The 18,172-nt window shown below is 58.8% G+C and carries 19 protein-coding genes and 1 riboswitch; of the genes, 10 read left to right on the top strand and 9 right to left on the bottom strand.

What is annotated here, in order from left to right; genetic code table 11:
• Positions 1-96: 96 nt before the first annotated feature.
• Entirely contained in the window at positions 97-693 is a 597-nt protein-coding gene (locus ACZ5RG_RS04450; protein WP_464447879.1) for a peroxidase-related enzyme, read from the top strand.
• Between the two features lie 112 nt (positions 694-805).
• Here the strand turns inward: ACZ5RG_RS04450 and ACZ5RG_RS04445 are convergent, their stop codons facing one another.
• Positions 806-1,492, bottom strand: a complete 687-nt coding sequence (locus ACZ5RG_RS04445; RefSeq protein WP_312260000.1) for a TetR/AcrR family transcriptional regulator — start codon at positions 1,490-1,492, stop codon at positions 806-808.
• A gap of 100 nt (positions 1,493-1,592) precedes the next feature.
• Between ACZ5RG_RS04445 and ACZ5RG_RS04440 the strand changes: the two genes are divergently transcribed.
• Entirely contained in the window at positions 1,593-2,489 is an 897-nt protein-coding gene (locus ACZ5RG_RS04440; RefSeq protein WP_464447878.1) for a metal-dependent hydrolase, read from the top strand.
• A gap of 53 nt (positions 2,490-2,542) precedes the next feature.
• Here ACZ5RG_RS04440 and ACZ5RG_RS04435 read toward each other — a convergent pair whose 3' ends face one another.
• Complete coding sequence (locus tag ACZ5RG_RS04435; protein WP_464447877.1) at positions 2,543-3,325, bottom strand: SDR family oxidoreductase; 783 nt, start codon at positions 3,323-3,325, stop codon at positions 2,543-2,545.
• Positions 3,326-3,471: 146 nt separating this feature from the next.
• Between ACZ5RG_RS04435 and ACZ5RG_RS04430 the strand changes: the two genes are divergently transcribed.
• From ACZ5RG_RS04430 to ACZ5RG_RS04400, 7 genes are all read left to right on the top strand, one after another.
• Entirely contained in the window at positions 3,472-5,163 is a 1,692-nt protein-coding gene (locus ACZ5RG_RS04430; RefSeq protein ID WP_464447876.1) for an electron transfer flavoprotein-ubiquinone oxidoreductase, read from the top strand.
• Between the two features lie 195 nt (positions 5,164-5,358).
• A complete protein-coding gene (locus tag ACZ5RG_RS04425; protein ID WP_464447875.1) occupies positions 5,359-6,330 on the top strand; it encodes a TRAP transporter substrate-binding protein in 972 nt (323 codons plus the stop codon).
• 74 nt (positions 6,331-6,404) lie between these two features.
• Entirely contained in the window at positions 6,405-6,899 is a 495-nt protein-coding gene (locus ACZ5RG_RS04420) for a TRAP transporter small permease (RefSeq protein WP_464447874.1), read from the top strand.
• Complete coding sequence (locus ACZ5RG_RS04415; protein ID WP_464447873.1) at positions 6,896-8,173, top strand: TRAP transporter large permease; 1,278 nt, start codon at positions 6,896-6,898, stop codon at positions 8,171-8,173. Before ACZ5RG_RS04420 ends, ACZ5RG_RS04415 begins: the two co-directional genes overlap by 4 nt.
• A gap of 65 nt (positions 8,174-8,238) precedes the next feature.
• Entirely contained in the window at positions 8,239-8,610 is a 372-nt protein-coding gene (gene gcvH / locus ACZ5RG_RS04410; RefSeq protein WP_298597988.1) for a glycine cleavage system protein GcvH, read from the top strand.
• 85 nt (positions 8,611-8,695) lie between these two features.
• Positions 8,696-8,790: riboswitch (glycine riboswitch) on the top strand.
• A 170-nt stretch (positions 8,791-8,960) separates the two neighbouring features.
• A complete protein-coding gene (locus tag ACZ5RG_RS04405) occupies positions 8,961-10,244 on the top strand; it encodes a D-amino acid dehydrogenase (RefSeq protein ID WP_464447872.1) in 1,284 nt (427 codons plus the stop codon).
• Between the two features lie 3 nt (positions 10,245-10,247).
• Positions 10,248-10,730, top strand: coding sequence for a GNAT family N-acetyltransferase (locus ACZ5RG_RS04400; protein ID WP_298597982.1), 483 nt, complete (start codon positions 10,248-10,250; stop codon positions 10,728-10,730).
• Between the two features lie 6 nt (positions 10,731-10,736).
• Here ACZ5RG_RS04400 and ACZ5RG_RS04395 read toward each other — a convergent pair whose 3' ends face one another.
• On the bottom strand, positions 10,737-11,933 hold the full coding sequence (locus tag ACZ5RG_RS04395; RefSeq protein WP_464447871.1) for a hypothetical protein: 1,197 nt from the start codon (positions 11,931-11,933) through the stop codon (positions 10,737-10,739).
• A gap of 162 nt (positions 11,934-12,095) precedes the next feature.
• Between ACZ5RG_RS04395 and ACZ5RG_RS04390 the strand changes: the two genes are divergently transcribed.
• Positions 12,096-14,021: a B12-binding domain-containing radical SAM protein gene (locus ACZ5RG_RS04390; RefSeq protein ID WP_464447870.1), complete on the top strand. Its 1,926-nt coding sequence runs from the start codon at positions 12,096-12,098 to the stop codon at positions 14,019-14,021.
• Between the two features lie 143 nt (positions 14,022-14,164).
• Here ACZ5RG_RS04390 and ACZ5RG_RS04385 read toward each other — a convergent pair whose 3' ends face one another.
• From ACZ5RG_RS04385 to ACZ5RG_RS04360, 6 genes are all read right to left on the bottom strand, one after another.
• Complete coding sequence (locus ACZ5RG_RS04385; RefSeq protein WP_298597972.1) at positions 14,165-14,794, bottom strand: LysE family translocator; 630 nt, start codon at positions 14,792-14,794, stop codon at positions 14,165-14,167.
• 72 nt (positions 14,795-14,866) lie between these two features.
• Positions 14,867-15,565, bottom strand: a complete 699-nt coding sequence (locus ACZ5RG_RS04380) for an SDR family NAD(P)-dependent oxidoreductase (RefSeq protein ID WP_464447869.1) — start codon at positions 15,563-15,565, stop codon at positions 14,867-14,869.
• Positions 15,562-16,359 (bottom strand): formylglycine-generating enzyme family protein, encoded by a 798-nt coding sequence (locus ACZ5RG_RS04375; RefSeq protein WP_464448177.1) that lies wholly within the window; start codon positions 16,357-16,359, stop codon positions 15,562-15,564. The genes ACZ5RG_RS04380 and ACZ5RG_RS04375 overlap by 4 nt, the downstream gene beginning before the upstream one ends.
• A 5-nt stretch (positions 16,360-16,364) precedes the next feature.
• Positions 16,365-16,748, bottom strand: a complete 384-nt coding sequence (locus ACZ5RG_RS04370; RefSeq protein ID WP_026036419.1) for a thiol-disulfide oxidoreductase DCC family protein — start codon at positions 16,746-16,748, stop codon at positions 16,365-16,367.
• Entirely contained in the window at positions 16,745-17,377 is a 633-nt protein-coding gene (locus ACZ5RG_RS04365; protein WP_464447868.1) for a histidine phosphatase family protein, read from the bottom strand. The genes ACZ5RG_RS04370 and ACZ5RG_RS04365 overlap by 4 nt, the downstream gene beginning before the upstream one ends.
• Before the next feature lie 18 nt (positions 17,378-17,395).
• The gene (locus ACZ5RG_RS04360) at positions 17,396-18,055 is read right to left on the bottom strand and encodes a DsbA family oxidoreductase (RefSeq protein WP_464447867.1); all 660 of its coding nucleotides are present in this window, start codon (positions 18,053-18,055) and stop codon (positions 17,396-17,398) included.
• Positions 18,056-18,172: the final 117 nt, after the last annotated feature.

Below are 18,172 nucleotides of genomic sequence, written 5' to 3'. Positions count from 1 at the left end.
CGCACATGGACAAGCTCAGCGCATCAGGCATGGATACCCGTCTTGGCGGGCATCACAGAATTGCTTTTTTCAGACATGACACAACAAAGGACTTTTATGAGCAACCGCTACCCCGCACCCGAGATCAAGGACTTGCCCGAGGACATCAGAGCCAAAGTGCTCGAAGTACAGGAAAAAGCCGGTTTTGTGCCCAATGTGTTTTTGGCCTTTGCCCGACGCCCGGCCGAGTGGCGTGCGTTTTTTGCATACCACGACGCGCTGATGGTGCCCGAGTCGGTGGGTCGCGAGAGTGGCCTGAGCAAGGGTGAACGCGAGATGATTGTGACCACCACCAGTGCGGCCAACCACTGCCTGTATTGCGTGGTGGCGCATGGTGCGATTTTGCGGATTTATGAAAAAAAAACGCTGGTGGCCGACCAAGTGGCCATCAACCACCGCAAGGCCGACATCAGCCCACGCCAACGCGCCATGCTCGACTTTGCGCTCAAAGTTTGCGACCACTCCGACCAAGTGGAGGAAGCCGACTTTGCCGCCCTGCACACGCACGGCTTTGACGACGAGGACATCTGGGACATCGCGGCCATCACCGCCTTTTTCGGTCTGAGCAACCGCATGGCCAGCTTCAGCGGCATGATGCCCAACCCCGAGTTCTACCTGATGGGCCGCGCGCCCAAAGCCAAACCAACGGCCTGATCGAGCGCCAGGGCCTTCTGCAACCACGAATACCCGCATGCGCGGGCATGGCGGACGTTTGTCACCCCGACCTGATCGGGGGTCCATGCCTTGGGTCGGCATGGACAGCAGGTCAAGCCTTGTTTGACAAATGTTGCCGCGCGAGCAAGGCCCAAGCCATTTGCACCAAGACCTCTTCAAACGCGGGGCTGCCCAGCAAAGGTGACTTTTCGAGACTGGCACTGCGCAGGGTGCCAATCACCGAACGGGTCAGCACGAACATTTGCGCGGGACTGGGCGTTTGCAGCGCGGGATGGTCGATGCGCTCAAAAAATATGGCCAATCGATCGGCCACCTGGCGCACAGCGCTGGCGGTTTCCTCGGGTTTTTCAAGTGTCCAGCACAGATGAATCAGGCTTTGACTGAGGCCCTTGCCGGTGGCAAAGCCCCGTACCAGAATGCGAACGGCCTTGGCCAACAGTTCACGGCCGTCCAGTTGGCGCACTTCGGGCAGGGTTTCCAACTCGCTCAAATACCGCCCCAACTCTTGCAGCACCATCTCTTGGCCGCGTGTGGCCATGGCCCGCACCAGTACTTCTTTGCTGGGAAAGTACTGGTACAGCGTCCCGATTGAAAACCCGGCTGCTGCGGCCACTTTATTGGTCGTCAATCCACCCTCGCCTTCCTTGTCCAGAATCTGAGCAGCGGCCTTGAACAGGGTTTGCATGGTTTGCTGCGCCCGCGCCTGCGAAGGTTGACGACGCAGGCCAGGAGCGGCTTGCGGCTTGGTAGCCGCTTTGTCAGGTTTGGCTGTAGCCATGAAAAAGCCTTTGGAAAAATGTGAGCAGATAGCGAGTTGCAAGGTTTTTGCAAAACCTGAACAATGCTCATATTCTGAACGATCACAAGAGAGAAGTTCCATGAACACCCATCCCAACGCCCCCACCGAATTGACCGTTCGACGCTTGAGCGTAGACCTGAGTCAAGGCTTTTCTCGCCACTGGAACGGCGGCGATGCCTTTTTAACGGCTTACGCCAACGCCTTGTCGATGAGTTTTCCTGTCGGCGAACAGGCTTTCATTGACGCGGTTAAAGCTGGGGCCAAAAACCTACCAAACACGCCAGAAAACGACGAACTCAAGCACATTGCCAAGGGCTTTGTTGGGCAAGAGGCCACTCACCGCCACCTGCATGGCTTGTACAACGCCCATCTGGAAAAACAAGGCTTGGTTAATCACTGGGGCCCACGTGCCGAGCAGCGGTTGAAAAAAGGCCGCGAAGAATTTTTCAGCAAAAGCGACAAAGGCTATTTGCATGAGTTGGCCATCACCGCCGCCTTTGAACACTTCACCTCGATTTTTGGCGACCTGACTCTGGATCGCATGGACCAGCCCGGTGACTGGTTTGCCGGCGCCGAGGAGCCGCTTAAAACCCTGTGGCGCTGGCATGCAGCTGAAGAGTCCGAGCACAAATGCGTGGCCTTTGACCTGTATCAGCGCCTGGGTGGCAACCACACTTGGCGCATGCGCTGGTTCTGGTTTGTGACCGTTCAGTTCAGCACCGATGTGCTGCGCCAAACCATCAACAACCTCTGGCACGACAAGACGCTGTTCAAGCCCTCAACCTGGTGGTCTGCGGGCCAGTTTTTATTCGGTCGCCACGGCATGGTTTGGCGCATTGCCAAGCCTTTGTGGGCCTACACCCGCAAAGACTTTCACCCCATGCAAGTGGGCAGCGCCACGCTGTCGCAAGACTGGCTGCAAAGCCACGCCGATCAGTGGCGTGCGGTAGGGACACCAGCACAGTCGGCTGCGTAAAAACCTGATTCATTGACCCAGGCCCGCACCCAAACGGGCAGGGTCAATGGGTTTTAGACCGCGAAACCATCGTCAGCTGAAATCACAGCGCCATTGATGAAGTGGCTCTGGTCGCTGGCCAGCAGCATCAGCAAAGCGTCCAAGTCTTGCGGCTGGCCCACGCGCTTGCGTGGCAGCATGCTGATGAGTTTTTGGCCTTGCTCGGTTTGCCAGTGGTGGTGATTGATTTCGGTGTCGATGTAGCCGGGGCAAATCGCATTCACGTTGATGCCAAACTTGCCCCACTCCACCGCAAAGGCCTTGGTCATCTGCACCACGGCCGCCTTGCTCATGCAATAAACACCAATTTGCGGCAGCACTTTCAGCCCCGCCATAGAGGCGATGTTGATGATCCGCCCACCCGTAAAACTGCCCGGTGCAGCCCCCTTGGCCCGTGCCAACATGCGTTTGCCCACCTCTTGCGCCACAAAGAACGCACCGCGTACATTGGTGTTCATGATGAAGTCGTAATCTTCCTCCGTCACATCCTGGATGCGCTGGGTGGTGCTCACCCCAGAGTTGTTGACCAAAATGTCGATGCTGCCCATCTTGGTTTCGGCATGGGCAACGGCGGCGGCAATGCTGTGCCGGTCGGTCACATCCATTTCGACCACATCGGCGTCACCGCCCGCAGCTTCGATTTCTGCACGCAGGTCTTTCAGCTTGTCAAGCCGACGACTCGCCAGAACCACCCCGGCGCCGGCGGCAGCCAGAGTTTTGGCAAATTGGGCACCCAAGCCACCCGACGCCCCGGTGACCAAGGCCACGCGGCCCGACAAATCAATTTCATAAGCCATGGCAAATTCTCCAAAGAGGTTCATCCCCGTTGCTGCCAACGGGTGACACCATTGTGCGGGGCAAGCGCCTTTCTGCCGCATAAAATGAGTCACACGCCCGACACGCCCGTGCCGGCCCGAATCCACAACTTCAAACAGAGACGTTCATGAGCCCCGAAGAAATTTTGAGCACTTATGGCCCGCGCGAATCCATGGAATACGACGTGGTCGTGGTTGGTGGCGGCCCCGCAGGCCTGTCCACGGCCATCCGTCTGAAGCAGCTGGCGGCAGAAAAAGGCAGCGATGTGTCTGTTGTGGTGCTGGAAAAGGGCGGTGAGCCTGGTGCCCACATCCTCTCGGGCGCGATCATGGACCCCAAGGCCCTGACCGAACTTTTCCCGGATTGGAAAGAACGCGGAGCGCCGCTCAATCAGCCCGTGACCGATGATGCCTGGAGCTTTTTGAGCGAAACCAGCGCCACCCGCACCCCCGGCATGTTCTTGCCCGAATGCGCACAAAACCACGGCAACTACATCATCAGCCTGAGCAACTTCACACGGTGGTTGGGCCAGCAGGCCGAAAACCTGGGCGTGGAAATCTTCCCCGGCTTCACCGCTGCCGAAGTCCTGTACACCGAAGACGGTTCAGTCAAGGGCGTGGCCACTGGCAATATGGGCGTAGGCAAAGACGGCGAGCCGACAGAGAACTTCCAGCTGGGCATGGAATTGCACGCCAAATACACGGTGTTTGCCGAAGGCGCACGCGGCCATCTGGGCAAGCAACTGATCGCCAAGTACAAACTCGACGAGGGCCGTGACCCTCAAACCTACGGCATCGGCATCAAAGAAGTCTGGGAAATTGACCCTTCTCGCCACACCCCTGGTTTTGTGATGCACACCGCTGGTTGGCCCATGAACAACGACACCTATGGTGGCGCGTTCATGTACCACATGGAAGACAACAAGATCGCCATCGGTTACGTGGTAGGCCTGGACTATGCCAACCCCTGGTTGAGCCCGTTTGAAGAGTTCCAACGCTGGAAAACCCACAACAACATCAAGTGGTACTTCACCAATGACAAGGGTGAGGTCAATGCCAAGCGCATCGGCTACGGCGCACGCGCCATCACCGCAGGCGGCTTGATGAGCCTGCCCAAGACTGTGTTCCCCGGTGGCGCATTGGTCGGCTGTGATGCCGGTTATCTGAACGTCAGCCGCATCAAGGGCAGCCATGCCGCCATTAAAACCGGCATGCTGGCGGCCGAAGCCGCTTACGACGCGCTGCTGGCAGGTCGTCAGCACGACGAATTGGCCGCCTACCCCGAGGCCTTCGAAGCCAGTTGGCTGCACACCGAACTGAACAAGTCGCGCAACTTCAAGAGCTGGTTCAAAAAAGGCCTGACCGTGGCCACACTCATGAACGGGTTCGAGCAGTTCGTGCTGCGCGGCCACATTCCCTGGACGCTGCGTCGTAACAAAGCCGACCACACCTACCTCAAACCCGCCGCCGAGTGCGAAAAAATCGAGTATCCCAAACCCGATGGCAAGCTCACGTTTGACCGTTTGAGCAGCGTCTTTATCAGCAATACCAACCACGAAGAAAATCAACCGGCGCATCTGACGCTCAAAGACGCCTCGGTGCCTGTGGCCATCAACCTGGCCCAATTTGCCGGGCCAGAAAGCCGCTACTGCCCGGCCGGTGTGTACGAATACGTCAAGAACGCAGACAACAGCGACCGCTTGCAGATCAACGCGCAAAACTGCGTGCACTGCAAAACCTGCGACATCAAAGACCCCACCCAAAACATCGTGTGGGTCACACCCGAAGGCGGCGGTGGCCCCAACTACACCGGCATGTGAGATTGCCCTGTTTTTAAAGAGGCCCCGAGGGGCCTCTTTTTTTGGCGATTCACTGTGCTTTTTTAGCGTCACCTTGGCATCACCACCCCCTCGAAAACCCGTAGCCCATCTGGCCAAAGAGCCCTCCATAATCAAACTTGTATGACAAGTTGATCCGCAACCTGTTATCGTCCACTCATCCACGAGGAGCTTCGAATGAAATTGAACAAATTGATGCTGGGCCTGACTTTGGCCATCGGCTTCATGTCCGCCGCCTCTGCTCAAACCGTCATGCGTAACAGCATTTCGATCGCACAAAATTCACACCAAGGCGAGGCCATCGATACCTTGGCCAAAGAAGTGGAAAAGCGCACCAACGGTCGCATCAAGATCCAGAACTTCTACTCTGGTTCTTTGGGCGGCGAGCGTGAGTCCATCGAATCAGTGCAACTGGGCACCCAAGAGTTGGCCACCACCTCCACAGGTCCCGTTCCCAATTTCGTTCCCGAGGCACGCATCCTTGACGTGCCTTTCTTGTTCCGTGACAAAGCGCACGCTCGTGCGGTGCTGGACGGCCCCATCGGCCAGGAGTTGCTGACCAAGTTCGAATCCAAAGGTTTCAAGGCCTTGGCCTGGGGTGAAAACGGCGTGCGTCACATGACCAACAGCAAGCGTGCCGTCAACGAGCCAGGCGATTTGAAGGGCCTGAAAATGCGCACCATGGAAAACCCCGTGCACGTAGCCGCTTACAAAGGCCTGGGCATCGTGACCACGCCCATGGCGTTCCCTGAAGTGTTCACCGCATTGCAGCAAGGCACTGTGGACGGCCAAGAAAACCCCTTGTCAGTGATCATGGCGTCCAACTTTGACCAGGTCCAAAAGCACTTGTCGCTGACTGGCCACGTCTACTCACCTTGCATCATCTTGATGAACAAAGCCAGCTACGACAAATTGAGCGCTGCGGACAAACAGATCTTCCTGGATGCGGCAAAAGAAGCCGTCAAGGTCAACCGTGCACGCGTTGACAAGGACGACGCCAACGGCGTAGCCGAGTTGCGCAAAAAAGGCATGAACGTGATCGAGAACGTGGACAAATCCAAGTTCGTCGCCACCTTGGGCCCCATCAACGCCGAGTTTGAAAAGCAGTTCGGCAAACCCAACCTGGATCGCATCCGCAATTTCAAGTGATTTAACGCTTGTACAAAACGCCCGACCAATTCTGGATTGGCGGGCGTTTTTGATTCTGTTGTGAAGGAATTTTTATGCGATCGCTTTATTTGAGCGTGGAGAAGTGGACCACCGCTTTGTCCATGCTCGTGGCCTGTTTGATGCTGACCGTGGCAGCCTGCTTGGGCATTTTGCAAATCTTCACCCGCTTTGTGCTGGAGATGCCGCTCGAATGGACCGAGGTCATCATCCGCTTCAGCTTGATCTGGATGGTTTTCATGGGCATCCCCATGGCCTTTCGTCAGGGCTCCATGGTGAGCGTGGACGTGCTGTACCGCTGGAGCGGGCCGCGCATGAAAAAAGTCCTGGACACCGCCGTGGCTGTTGCCGCGCTGACTTTGGTGTGCATCATCATTTGGTGGGGTTGGGACTATGCCAATCGGGGCAAAGTCCAGTCCATGATCGGTCTGGAAGATGTGTCCATGTTTTGGGCCTACATGGCTTTGCCAGTGGGCGCGTGCTTCAGCGTGATCAGCATCATCGGCAATTGGCTTGATCCACAGCGCCTTGAACTGGAGACCGCACAATGAGCGTCGTCATGCTTTGCACCATGGTGCTGTGCTTTGCACTCACCATTTCCGTGGCCGTGTCCATTGGTTTGTCGGCCATCGTCGGCATTCAAATCGGCAATGCCAACATGCTCATCTCCGTCAAGGAGATGTTCAATTCGATCAACAAGTTCCCGCTGGCCGCCATCCCCTTCTTCATCCTGGCAGGCAACATCATGGAGACCGGCGGCATCTCGCGCCGCCTGGTGGAGTTTGCCAAGAGCATCGTAGGCGGCGTGCAAGGCGGCTTGCCCATGACCTGCGTGCTGACTTGCATGATCTTTGCTGCGGTGTCAGGCTCATCGGTGGCCACCACCTTCGCCATCGGCACCATCCTGATTCCCGCGCTCATCAAGCACGGCTACCCAACCACCTATGCGGCTTCATTGCAGGCCACATCGGCCGAGCTGGGGGTGATCATTCCGCCCTCGATTCCGATGATTCTTTACGGCGTCAGCGCCGAGGTGTCGATTGGCGAGTTGTTCATTGCCGGTTTTGGTCCAGGCCTGTTCATTGGTGCAGCCCTGATGTTCTGGGTCTGGGTGTATTGCAAATACAAAGGCTGGGGCAAAAACGATGGCGATGGTCGCCTCAGTTTTGGCAAGGCCACATGGCAGGCCGGTTGGGCGCTCATGATGCCGGTGATCATTTTGGGCGGTATTTACGGCGGGGTGTTCACGCCCACCGAAGCCTCGGCGGTCGCGGTGTTTTATGCGCTGTTGGTCGGCACGCTCATCTACCGCGAGATCAAGCTCAAAGATCTGTTCACGATCATGCGCAAATCTGTACTGTCCAGCGCGGTGATCATGTTCATCATTGCCAATGCAGGTTTGTTCGCCTTTTTGATCACCCGCGCAGGCGTGCCCGAAGCCATCGGTCACTGGTTGCAAGACGTGCTCAAGTCGCCCGCTTATTTCCTGTTGGGTGTCAATGTGGCCTTGTTCTTCATCGGCATGTTCATCGAAACCAGCGCCGCCATCATTGTGCTGGCCCCCATCCTGGCCCCTGTGGCCGTGCACTTCGGCATCGACCCTGTGCACTTTGGTTTGGTCATGGTGGTCAACCTGGCCTTGGGCATGATCACACCGCCTTTTGGTGTGAACCTGTTCGCGGCCTGCACCGTTGCCCGTATCTCGCTGGACCGGATGATCAAAGACTTGATTCCCTTCGTTCTGGTGATCCTGGTCTGCCTCATGGTGGTGAGCTACGTGCCTGCCTTGTCGTTGACTTTACGTGATTTGGTTTACGCCAAATAAAGCTAGAATTCAGCGCATTCATACAGAGCCTGGCCCATTCGGGCCAGGCCTTTTTATTGCCTACCATGCCCATCCAATACTCCGAAGACCACACTTGGCTCCAAATCGAAGGTGACGGTGACACCGCTGTCATGGGCATCACCCTGCACGCCCAAGACACCTTGGGCGACATCGTTTTTGTCGACCTGCCTGCCATTGGCAAAACCTTTGCCGCCAAAGAAGTGGCTGGCGTGGTCGAGTCGGTCAAAGCCGCCGCCGACGTGCACATGCCTGCCGGTGGAGAAATCATCGAGGTCAATGAGGCTCTGCGCGCAGACCCGTCCCTGGCCAACTCCGATCCTTTGGGTCAAGGTTGGTTTTTCAAAGTCAAGCTGACCCAGCGCGCCGACTTGGACGCTTTGCATGACGAGGCCAGCTACCAAAAATTGACAGCCTGAGCGCTGTCTGTAGAATCCAGTTTTTCAGCTTCCAAGTGGGGTGACGCCGGTTTTGCAACCGTCACCCCGAGTCGGACCCAATCCGACGTTCACCGTGGGAGAGATTGAAGGCCCCAAGCCTTCAACGCCGAAGGAGCAACCACCCCGGAAACTCTCAGGCAAAAGGACCGTGGTGAACAATGCACTCTGAAGAGTTGCCGGGATTCGTCCCCCGGCACACCGCAGGAGCAAACCCATGCCCCATCCGGGCCGGGTGAATCTCTCAGGTTTCAAACAGAGGGGGTCGTTCTGCACACATCCGGTGTGCAGTTCGTCCATCCGTTTGAGACGCTTTTATTGAGAGAACTCCCATGACAAACAGGGTCAAAAAACACATGGTGATTGTCGGCGGCGGCATCACGGGCATCACCAGCGCCTATGCACTGGCCCAACAAGGCATCCAGGTCACCCTGATCGAGAAAAATCGCTACCCCGGCATGGAAACATCCTATGCCAATGGCGGTCAGCTCTCCGCATCCAACGCCGAGGTCTGGACTCACCCGTCGACCATCATCAAGGGCCTCAAATGGATGCTCAAGAGCGACGCCCCGCTCTTGATGAACCCAGCGCCCACTTGGCACAAACTCAGCTGGATGGCCGAATTTGTGGCCGCAATTCCCAAGTACAAAGAGAACACCATCGCCACGGCCCAACTGGCCATCGCGTCGCGCGAACACCACTTTGCGTGGGCCAAGGCCGAAGGCATCGACTTCGACCACAAGCGCGAAGGCATCTTGCACATCTACCGCGACAAAAAAGGTTTTGACCACGCGGGCCAAGTGTCCAAACTGCTGGCGCAAGGCGGCCTGCCACGCCAAGCCGTGACACCCTCTGAAATGAAAGCCATCGAACCCACATTGCAGGGCCAGTACTACGGCGGTTATTTCACCGAAAGCGATTCAACGGGCGACATCCACAAGTTCACTTTTGGCTTGGCCAAAGCTTGCGAACGCTTGGGCGTGAAGATCTTGACTGAACACCAAGTGCTGAGCGTTGATGCCAATGGCCAAACCGCCACGGTGCAAGTGCAGCACCAAGGCCAAACCGAGACCCTCAGCTTTGACGGCATCGTGATCTGCGCTGGCGTGCACGGACGCAAGTTGGCCGCTCAATTGGGCGACCGTTTGAACATCTATCCGGTCAAGGGCTACTCGATCACCGTCGGTCTGAACGACGAAGCCAGCCAGGCCGCAGCACCCCAAGTGAGTTTGCTGGACGACGAAACCAAGCTGGTCACCAGCCGTCTGGGCACAGACCGTTTCCGCGTGGCGGGCACCGCCGAATTCAACGGCATCGACCTGGACATTCGCGCCGACCGCATCAAGCCCTTGGTCAACTGGGTCAACGAATGCTTCCCGGGCGTAGACACCCGTCGCGTGGAGCCCTGGGCCGGTTTGCGTCCCATGATGCCCACCATGCTGCCGCGTGTCGGCGCAGGCAAAAAGGCCAACGTGTTCTACAACACCGGTCACGGCCATTTGGGTTGGACTTTGTCGGCCATCACGGCGCACCAACTGGCTGGGCATGTGCTGCAAAGCATGGGGCAAAATGCGCGTTCGTTTGCTACACCCACCACCGCTGCAGCAGCGGCTTGAACCATGACCCTTCACGTCCTGCCTGTCAATTACCGCCACCCCGCCGATCGCGATGCACTGGTCATGCTGCTTGATGCCTATGCGCGCGACCCGATGGGCGGTGGTGAAGGCCTACAGCAGGATGTGAAGGCACGCCTGTGCGATGACCTGGCTGCGCGGCCTGCTGCCGCCAGCTTCATTGCCTGGCTGGGCGATGCGCCTGTGGGCCTGGTCAACTGCATCGAAGGCTATTCCACCTTCAAGGCAAAACCTTTGATGAACATCCACGACATCGCCGTGCTGCACAGCCACCGTGGGCAAGGCGTGGGCCAAGCCTTGCTGGCCGCCGCCCAACAGCATGCCCAATCGCGCGGCTGTTGCAAGCTCACGCTCGAAGTGCTGACAGGCAATGCGCAGGCTCTGAAAAGTTATTTGGGTTTTGGTTTTGAACCCTATGCCTTGGACCCCGCAGCGGGCCAAGCCAGCTTCATGCACAAGTGGCTTTAACGCGGCTCAAAAATCAGTAGAAGTCACAACGGCTTCCTTGGCCATCTGCCACTGCTCTTTCAGCCAACGCTTGAGTTCTGCCTCGTTTTGAATCCGGCGCAAATCACGGGCCAGGCTGTCTGCGCTGTGGCGCTGATCGGCTTGGATGCGCTGCAATGACTGGCTCAGCAAGGCCTCGTCGGCGTCGGCCCGTACCGGCACACACAACTCACGACTCAGACGGCTTTGCAACTGGTCCAAGTCGTCTTCCAGCGCGGCCACCTGCTCTTTGAGCAACAGGCACATGGCGAGCAATTTGTCGTCGGCCATGCGTGCGGTGCCTGCCTTGTTTTGGGGGTTGACTTGGCTCACCTGCATTTGCAGACGCAGCAAAGTCGTCAAGTCATTTCTCTCATAAGCGGCATTGACCTCGCTCATCAAACCGGTTTTGCGCAAACGCGCTGACTCGTCGGGTTCGCGGTCCGGGTGCAAGGCGCTGGCCAGTTGCCGAAAAATCGTGCGAATCGCGCTTTTGGCATCGGCTTCGCGCAGCATGGCCACCGGCACTTGGCCATTGTCGGCGGCAGTGCTTTTCTTTTGGGCCTCTTTTTGCGCTTGTTTTTGCGTTTTTCGGGCCGCACGCTTGGCGGCCTTGCGGTCATCGTCGGCTTGCTGCTGGCGCTGCCACTGGCGCATGCCCGCCTGCATCATTTCTTCAGGCGTCTGATACTGGCTGGGTTTTTCAAGCGGCTGGCCCAGCGCTTCTTCGATGCGTTCACGCAGGCGCTGGGCCGCCTCGGCCTGTTCTTCGGCGGCCTCTTGGGTGTCCTCTTCGCTCACGTACAAATCGGCCAACGCCTGCACTTGTGGATCAGCAGTGGCAGACAGTTGTTCGATCAGGCTGCGCAGCTTGCCACGGGCCATGCGTTGCTGTTGTGCCGTCAGGTCTGCCGCCTGCAAGCGTTCATGCACAAACAACAACAGACTTTTTCGGTGGGCCTGCGCTTGTTGCACCGACTCACGCAAGGCCTGAATGTGGGTGTAACGGTGCTGGTCTGACCAAACTTCCAAGCGTTGAATCTGGCCCGAGAGCAACTCGATGCGGGCCAACAAGGCATTGAAACGCTGCTGCGCCGGGCTCAGTGGGGTGTGAGCATCAGGCTGAACCGCCAAGGCGGACAGAGACAGCGGTGCATCTACAGGCGTATCGGGCAAGGAGGTCATCGGAAAAAAGTCATGGGTACAGTCTGTGCAGGCGCTGGGCTCGCTGAAAGGGCTGCCAGATGTTAACGCCCCTATTGCACAAATGGCGGCCCCTGTTGCCGACTCAGGCCAATGGCTGCGCCCGTTGATAATCCCCCTCACTGTTTGAAAATCGCTTGCCCCATGCCCAGCCCCGCCCCCTTCAAAATCCTGAGCCTCATCCCGCCGATGACGCAGCTCAACACGCCCTACCCTTCCACGGCTTACCTGACGGGGTTTCTGCGTTCGCGGGGTTTCGATGCGGTGCAAGAAGACCTGGCGCTGGCCACGGTACTGGCCTTGTTGAACAAACCAGGGCTGACCGATTTACGCGATGCCGCCATGGCCTTGCCCATCGAAGACCGATCGGGGCCGGTGAACTTTTTCCTTGACCACTTCAAGGACTACGCCGCCAGCATCGAGCCCGTCATTGCATTTTTACAAGGCCGCGACAGTACCTTGAGCCACCGCATCGCAGGCCGGGGCTTTTTGCCCGAAGGCCCACGCTTTGCAGCACTTGACGCTTACGAAGACGATGGAACGGGCGACCCCATTGGCTGGGCCTTTGGTGCACTGGGCCAGACCGACCGTGCCCGGCACCTGGCCACGCTGTATTTGAACGACTTGGCCGATGTGCTGCGCGATGCCGTGGACGAAGGCTTTGAATTCGTGCGCTATGCCGAGCGCCTGGCCGCCAGCCAACCCAGCTTTGACGCACTGGCCAGCGCCTTGGCCGAACCGCCCAACCTGATCGACACCACGCTGGAGCGCTTGGCCTTGCAGGCGGTTGAGCGCCACCAGCCCACGCTGGTGCTGCTGTCGGTGCCCTTCCCCGGCTCGGTCTATGCGGCCTTTCGCATCGCCCAATGCATCAAGCGGGCGCACCCACACATTCGCATCGGTTTGGGGGGTGGCTTTGTCAACACCGAGCTGCGCGAGCTGAAAGACGCGCGCGTGTTCGACCATGTGGATTTCGTCACGCTGGATGGCGGTGAACGCCCATTGCTCAGCCTGATCGAGCACCTGCAAGGCCAGCGCGGCGTGCAGCGCCTGCAGCGCACTTTCCTCAAAAACGAGGCGGGCCAGGTGCAGTACATCCACCTGCAAGAGCCCGACATCGCCTTTGAAGACGTGGGCACGCCCACTTGGGATGGTCTGCCGCTGCACCAGTACCTGTCGTTGCTGGACATGCTCAACCCCATGAACCGGCTGTGGAGCGATGGACGTTGGAACAAGCTCACGGTGGCGCACGGCTGCTACTGGAAGAAGTGCAGCTTTTGCGATGTGAGCTTGGACTACATCAGCCGCTACGAAACCGCGCAGGCCAGCACCTTGGTCGACCGCATCGAGCAGATCGTGGCCGAAACAGGCCAAACCGGCTTTCACTTTGTGGACGAAGCCGCCCCCCCCAAAGCCCTCAAGGCCTTGGCCGAAGAACTGCTGCGCCGGGGCGTGCAAATTTCATGGTGGGGCAATATCCGCTTTGAAAAAACCTTCACCCCCGAGTTGTGCGAACTGCTGGCCCAAAGCGGCTGCATCGCCATGTCGGGCGGGCTTGAAGTCGCGTCTGACCGCCTGCTTCAGCTGATGAAAAAAGGCGTCTCGGTCGAACAGGTGGCACAAGTGACCAAAGGCTTTGCCGATGCGGGTGTGCTGGTGCACGCCTACCTGATGTACGGCTTTCCGACGCAAACCGTGCAAGACACGGTGGACGCGCTCGAATACGTGCGCCAGCTGTTTGAAAACGGCTGCATCCACAGCGGGTTTTTTCACCGCTTTGTCTGCACCGTGCACTCCCCCGTGGGGCAAAACCCACAGGCTTACGGCGTCACGCTTTTGCCGCTGCCCGAAGGCACGTTTGCCCAAAACGATGTGGGCTTTGTCGACCCGACCCCCATGCCCCCGGGCGTGGACCACGACCTGCTGGGCCAAGGCCTTAAAAAAGCGATTTACAACTTCATGCACGGCGTGGGCGTCGACAACGATGTGCGCCAATGGTTTGAGTTGCCCAAAGGCCAATGCCCCAAACCCACCGTGCCGCGCCACAAAATCACCAAAGCGCTGGACTGAGTCCGTGCTGCCCATTATTTAATCACCATGCGCCAGGCTATGAGGCATGCGGGTCTCAGGGCTTGTTCATGGACTTATCCACAGCTTGGCGCACAGTTGGCGGGGGTAAATCGGATGCCAAGTCAGTCAGAGTACTGAGAAATTCAACGACTGGCCGCCATCAAGGCGGCAAAACCCACAAACACGCCACCCGTGATGCGGTTGAAATTTTTCATGACATGGGTTTGCTGCAAAAATCGCGACAGTTTGTGGCCGCTGACCGCGTAAATCAAATACCAACTCACCTCGATCACCGTGAAGGTGGCCAGCAAGATACCGAACTGCATCAGCGCAGGCCGATCAGGCTGAATGAACTGCGGGAAAAACGCGGCGGAAAACACAATCGCTTTCGGGTTGCTGGCCGCCACCGCCAAGCCCTGCCTGTAAAAAGACCCGCCGCTGCGAAAAGCTTGGTCTGGCACAGGGACATCCTGGTCCGACTTGGCCGCCACGCCAGCACGCCACAACTTGTAGCCCAGATAAGCCAGATAGGCCGCGCCTAAATAACGCAAGGCGTCAAACACCGCTGGAAAGGTGTGCAGCAAAGCGCCCAATCCCGCAGCCGAAATGCTCATCATGCACAGCAAAGCGCTCATGCAACCAGCCATGGTCATGACCGCAGATCGCAGGCCAAAACGGGCGCTGTGACTCATCACCAACAACATATTGGGCCCCGGCGTGGCCGACACCACAAAAGTCATCACAACAAAAAGCCACCACGCTTGCAAACTCATGAACCACTCCCTGATTTTTTAATAACAAGGATTGTCCATCACACCGCTCTTGTTGAAGCCCGCATTGGCGCATCACCAAGGAATGTGTTGCCCCTGATGGTCCACAAACTGCGCACGCCCAGTGGGCTGCAAGGCATCCAAAACAGACAGCAAACGACCGGCCGAATCGTCTGGACGCAGGGCGTCGTCGCCCACAAATGGCTGGCTCAAGGCCGATTGCACGGTGCCGGGTTGCAAGGCCGACACCACGGCCAAGGGCTTGCGCCGCGCGACCTCGATGGCCGCGGTTTGCAGCAGCATGTTGAGCGCGGCTTTGGCGGCGCGGTAGCCATACCAGCCACCTTTGCGGTTGTCTTCGATGCTGCCCACACGCGCTGACAGCTTGCCCCAAATGACACGCTCACCCGAAGCCAGCAAAGGCACAAAGTGCTTGAGCAAGAGGCCCGGACCCACCGCGTTCAACTGCAGCGCCGCCAGCAAATGCGCGGCGTCCAGTTCGTCCAGCCGTTTTTCGGGTCCACGACCGTTCAAGGTGAGCGCCCCGGTGGCGTCCAGCACCAAATGGAATGGCCCTTGTGCTGCCAGCGCCTGCGCGCAGGCCGCGATGCTGGCCTCGCTCAGCAAGTCCAGCCCCGGCGTGCTTTGGCGCGACACGCCCAGCACGGCCACGCAGCGCGAGTCGCTTTGAAGGCGCTGCAGCAAAGCGCTGCCTATCGCGCCGCTGGCACCGATCACCAGGGCGCGGTAGCCCTCAGGCAAGGAATACATCATGGTCGGGACTTGTTCTCGGTATTGGCTGGGGTAAAGGTATTCGACTTTTGGAGGTCATAAGCGCAGCGAAAGCCAATGTAGACCGCGTAAAAATCGGCCGGTTTGAAAGCCTGCACATCGGCCTTCATGTTGAAGGCGCCGTACCACCAAGAACCGCCCACAGTTCGGCGTTCGCCGCCCCGTGCGTCGGTGGTCCACTCCCACACATTGGCCCCCATGTCGTACAAGCCGTTCACACCTTGGCGTGTGGCCCCGGCGGGCGCGGCCCGTGGCCAAGGGTCGGCGTCGCTGGTATTGGCGCCTTGCGGGCTGTCGCCCGTGCTCCAGGGGTAAGTGCGGCCCTTGACCCACGGTGCCGGGGGCGCATCGCGCAGCTCGGTAAAACCGGCCTTTTGCCATTCAGCGCCTGTGGGCAAGCGCCCGCCGGCCCAATGGCAATAGGCCTGCGCCTCGGCAAAGTCAAGATGGACAGCAGGCAAGTCCGTGTTGACTGGCACACCATCGGATCGACCGTCAGGAAAACGCCAAGACCAGCCGGGACGCCGCTCCCAGCCTGCGCCGTATTCAAAGCCGCCGCCTTCTTTTTCGGCGCGGGTAACAGTGCCTGTGGCCCGCACATAACGATCAAACTGGCCCATGGTGACTTCGGTACGGTCAATGGCCCAGTCACCCAAAGTCACCCGGTCTGCGACCTTGTTGCCCATCGGCTTGACCGCTTGGGCCTGCGCCAAAGGCATAGAGAGCAAGGCCAGCCAAACCATGCAAACGGGGATGCACTTCGGAAAGCGCCCCATCTTCGTCACGGCGTCTCCTCACCAGACCATCGCCGCACCCACCTTTGCAAGCGCGGGCGCATGGGCAAAAACAAACGGTAAGCCAACTCGAACAACCACGACATCGGTGGCCAGGCTGACAACCATCCCAACCAGCACCAGCCCGGAAACAGCCGCCACATTTGCGAAAACGCAGCAGCGCCGCTGAACAAGCGCCCCTGTTGGTCGCGCACATGAAAACGGGCCATGGCCTGCGCACAACTGAGCGAGTCACCCAGTTCGGCTCCGGCGCTCACGTCCACCCAGTCAAGCGCAGCGGCCTGAGGCAAGCGGCGGTAAATGGCGATTTCGCGCCGACACATCGGGCACGAGCCGTCAAAGTAAACCGTCAGACGGTGTAACGTGCTCATGCGGCCAGGTCCGCGCGCAATCGCAAACGACCTTGACGGTCCACCAAAAAGCCTTCTCCCAGCCCCGGATAAGCCCCAGTTAGCCCGGTCATGATGACCTGGTGCGTGACCCAAACCTCGGTGCGGCCAACGGGCAGGGCCAGCAGGCGCTCGCGCAAAACCTGTTGCTGGGCGGCCGAATCGCCCTGCCCGGCAAAGGTGCTGTTGAGTGCAGGCCAGTCTTCGTGCCCGCCAAAAGCCAATCGTGCGGTGTCCTGGCAGCGGCACCATTGGCTGCTGCGCACAGCGTCGGGCTTGAATTTTTGTACTTGCAGCCAAGCCCCCAAGGAACGCGAGGCTTGCCTGCCGGCCTCGCTCAGGTTGCGCTGGGTGCGACACTCTCCGATCACAAAGCCCGGCGGATCGCCCAGCCCCGACTCGGTGGCGGCATGGCGGATGATCAGCACCCCACCACCTTGCCGCCAAGCAGAGAACAGCTCGGCCATGGCTGCATGGCGATCGGTTTGCGCCCCGGCTGTACCACTCAAGCCCCACAGCGGCAAAACCATGGCTGTGCTCAGGCGGGCCAATATGGCCCGTCGCTGCGGGCTATTGAGCGCGGACGATGGGTCCGGAAAATCAGTCGTCATCGGATCAGGGCGCATGGTTCAAGCGACCTCGCCAGATGCGATGCGGCGCAGGGCCTGCTCAAACACCTCGACCGGCTGCCCGCCCGAAATCAAATGCTTGTCGTTGATGATGATGGCGGGCACAGATCGGATCCCAGCTTGGGCGTACAACTGCTGGCGCTCTCGCACTTCGGCAGTGTGGGCGTCGCTGGCCAAAACCTCACGGGCGGCGGCGGCATCCAAGCCAGCGGCGGCCACGCCAGCCAGCAAAACTTCAGCGTCCTCCATGCACTCAGCGCGGCCCTGATAGGCCTGCAAGAACGCCTTTTTCAAGGCATGTTGCGCACCCGCCCCTTGGCCCTCTGCCCAATGCAACAAGCGGTGGGCGTTGAAGGTGTTGTAAACCCTGCCACGACCGCCCGGGTGGAATTCGAACCCCACCTCGGCACCCCGATCGGCAATCGTCTGGCGAATTTGAGCCTGCTGTTCAGGCGTAGATCCGTACTTTTGCGTGAGGTGTTCACCCAAGTCCTGGCCGCCCGGCCCCATGTGTGGGTTCAGCTCAAAGGGCTGAAAGTGCAGATCGGCCTTTACCTCACCGTCCAGATTGTTCAAGGCTTTTTCCAGTGCCCCCAAGCCCACGGCGCACCAGGGACAGGCAATGTCAGATACGAAATCAATTTTCAAAGTGGTGGTCATGGGGCGCTTTCTTCAATCAAGGGCGAAAACCAGAGCTACTGGCTGATTGCCCATTTTCCATGGGGCAACGCATCGATGCTCACCGCGCCTCAAAATACCTGTCTGCACAAGGGGTGA

Source organism: Limnohabitans sp. TEGF005 (assembly GCF_055394835.1).
This window is presented reverse-complemented; position numbering and strand designations above follow the sequence as displayed.

What these genes read in the sequence shown, in the direction of transcription:
- ACZ5RG_RS04445 (WP_312260000.1), bottom strand. Translation starts at nt 1,492, where the DNA reads ATGGCTACAGCCAAACCTGACAAAGCGGCTACCAAGCCGCAAGCCGCT.
- ACZ5RG_RS04375 (WP_464448177.1), bottom strand. Translation starts at nt 16,359, where the DNA reads ATGGGGCGCTTTCCGAAGTGCATCCCCGTTTGCATGGTTTGGCTGGCC.
- ACZ5RG_RS04370 (WP_026036419.1), bottom strand. Translation starts at nt 16,748, where the DNA reads ATGAGCACGTTACACCGTCTGACGGTTTACTTTGACGGCTCGTGCCCG.
- ACZ5RG_RS04385 (WP_298597972.1), bottom strand. Translation starts at nt 14,794, where the DNA reads ATGAGTTTGCAAGCGTGGTGGCTTTTTGTTGTGATGACTTTTGTGGTG.
- ACZ5RG_RS04380 (WP_464447869.1), bottom strand. Translation starts at nt 15,565, where the DNA reads ATGATGTATTCCTTGCCTGAGGGCTACCGCGCCCTGGTGATCGGTGCC.
- ACZ5RG_RS04440 (WP_464447878.1), top strand. Translation starts at nt 1,593, where the DNA reads ATGAACACCCATCCCAACGCCCCCACCGAATTGACCGTTCGACGCTTG.
- ACZ5RG_RS04400 (WP_298597982.1), top strand. Translation starts at nt 10,248, where the DNA reads ATGACCCTTCACGTCCTGCCTGTCAATTACCGCCACCCCGCCGATCGC.
- ACZ5RG_RS04405 (WP_464447872.1), top strand. Translation starts at nt 8,961, where the DNA reads ATGACAAACAGGGTCAAAAAACACATGGTGATTGTCGGCGGCGGCATC.
- ACZ5RG_RS04430 (WP_464447876.1), top strand. Translation starts at nt 3,472, where the DNA reads ATGAGCCCCGAAGAAATTTTGAGCACTTATGGCCCGCGCGAATCCATG.
- ACZ5RG_RS04435 (WP_464447877.1), bottom strand. Translation starts at nt 3,325, where the DNA reads ATGGCTTATGAAATTGATTTGTCGGGCCGCGTGGCCTTGGTCACCGGG.
- ACZ5RG_RS04365 (WP_464447868.1), bottom strand. Translation starts at nt 17,377, where the DNA reads ATGACGACTGATTTTCCGGACCCATCGTCCGCGCTCAATAGCCCGCAG.
- ACZ5RG_RS04450 (WP_464447879.1), top strand. Translation starts at nt 97, where the DNA reads ATGAGCAACCGCTACCCCGCACCCGAGATCAAGGACTTGCCCGAGGAC.
- gcvH (WP_298597988.1), top strand. Translation starts at nt 8,239, where the DNA reads ATGCCCATCCAATACTCCGAAGACCACACTTGGCTCCAAATCGAAGGT.
- ACZ5RG_RS04390 (WP_464447870.1), top strand. Translation starts at nt 12,096, where the DNA reads ATGCCCAGCCCCGCCCCCTTCAAAATCCTGAGCCTCATCCCGCCGATG.
- ACZ5RG_RS04420 (WP_464447874.1), top strand. Translation starts at nt 6,405, where the DNA reads ATGCGATCGCTTTATTTGAGCGTGGAGAAGTGGACCACCGCTTTGTCC.
- ACZ5RG_RS04360 (WP_464447867.1), bottom strand. Translation starts at nt 18,055, where the DNA reads ATGACCACCACTTTGAAAATTGATTTCGTATCTGACATTGCCTGTCCC.
- ACZ5RG_RS04425 (WP_464447875.1), top strand. Translation starts at nt 5,359, where the DNA reads ATGAAATTGAACAAATTGATGCTGGGCCTGACTTTGGCCATCGGCTTC.
- ACZ5RG_RS04395 (WP_464447871.1), bottom strand. Translation starts at nt 11,933, where the DNA reads ATGACCTCCTTGCCCGATACGCCTGTAGATGCACCGCTGTCTCTGTCC.
- ACZ5RG_RS04415 (WP_464447873.1), top strand. Translation starts at nt 6,896, where the DNA reads ATGAGCGTCGTCATGCTTTGCACCATGGTGCTGTGCTTTGCACTCACC.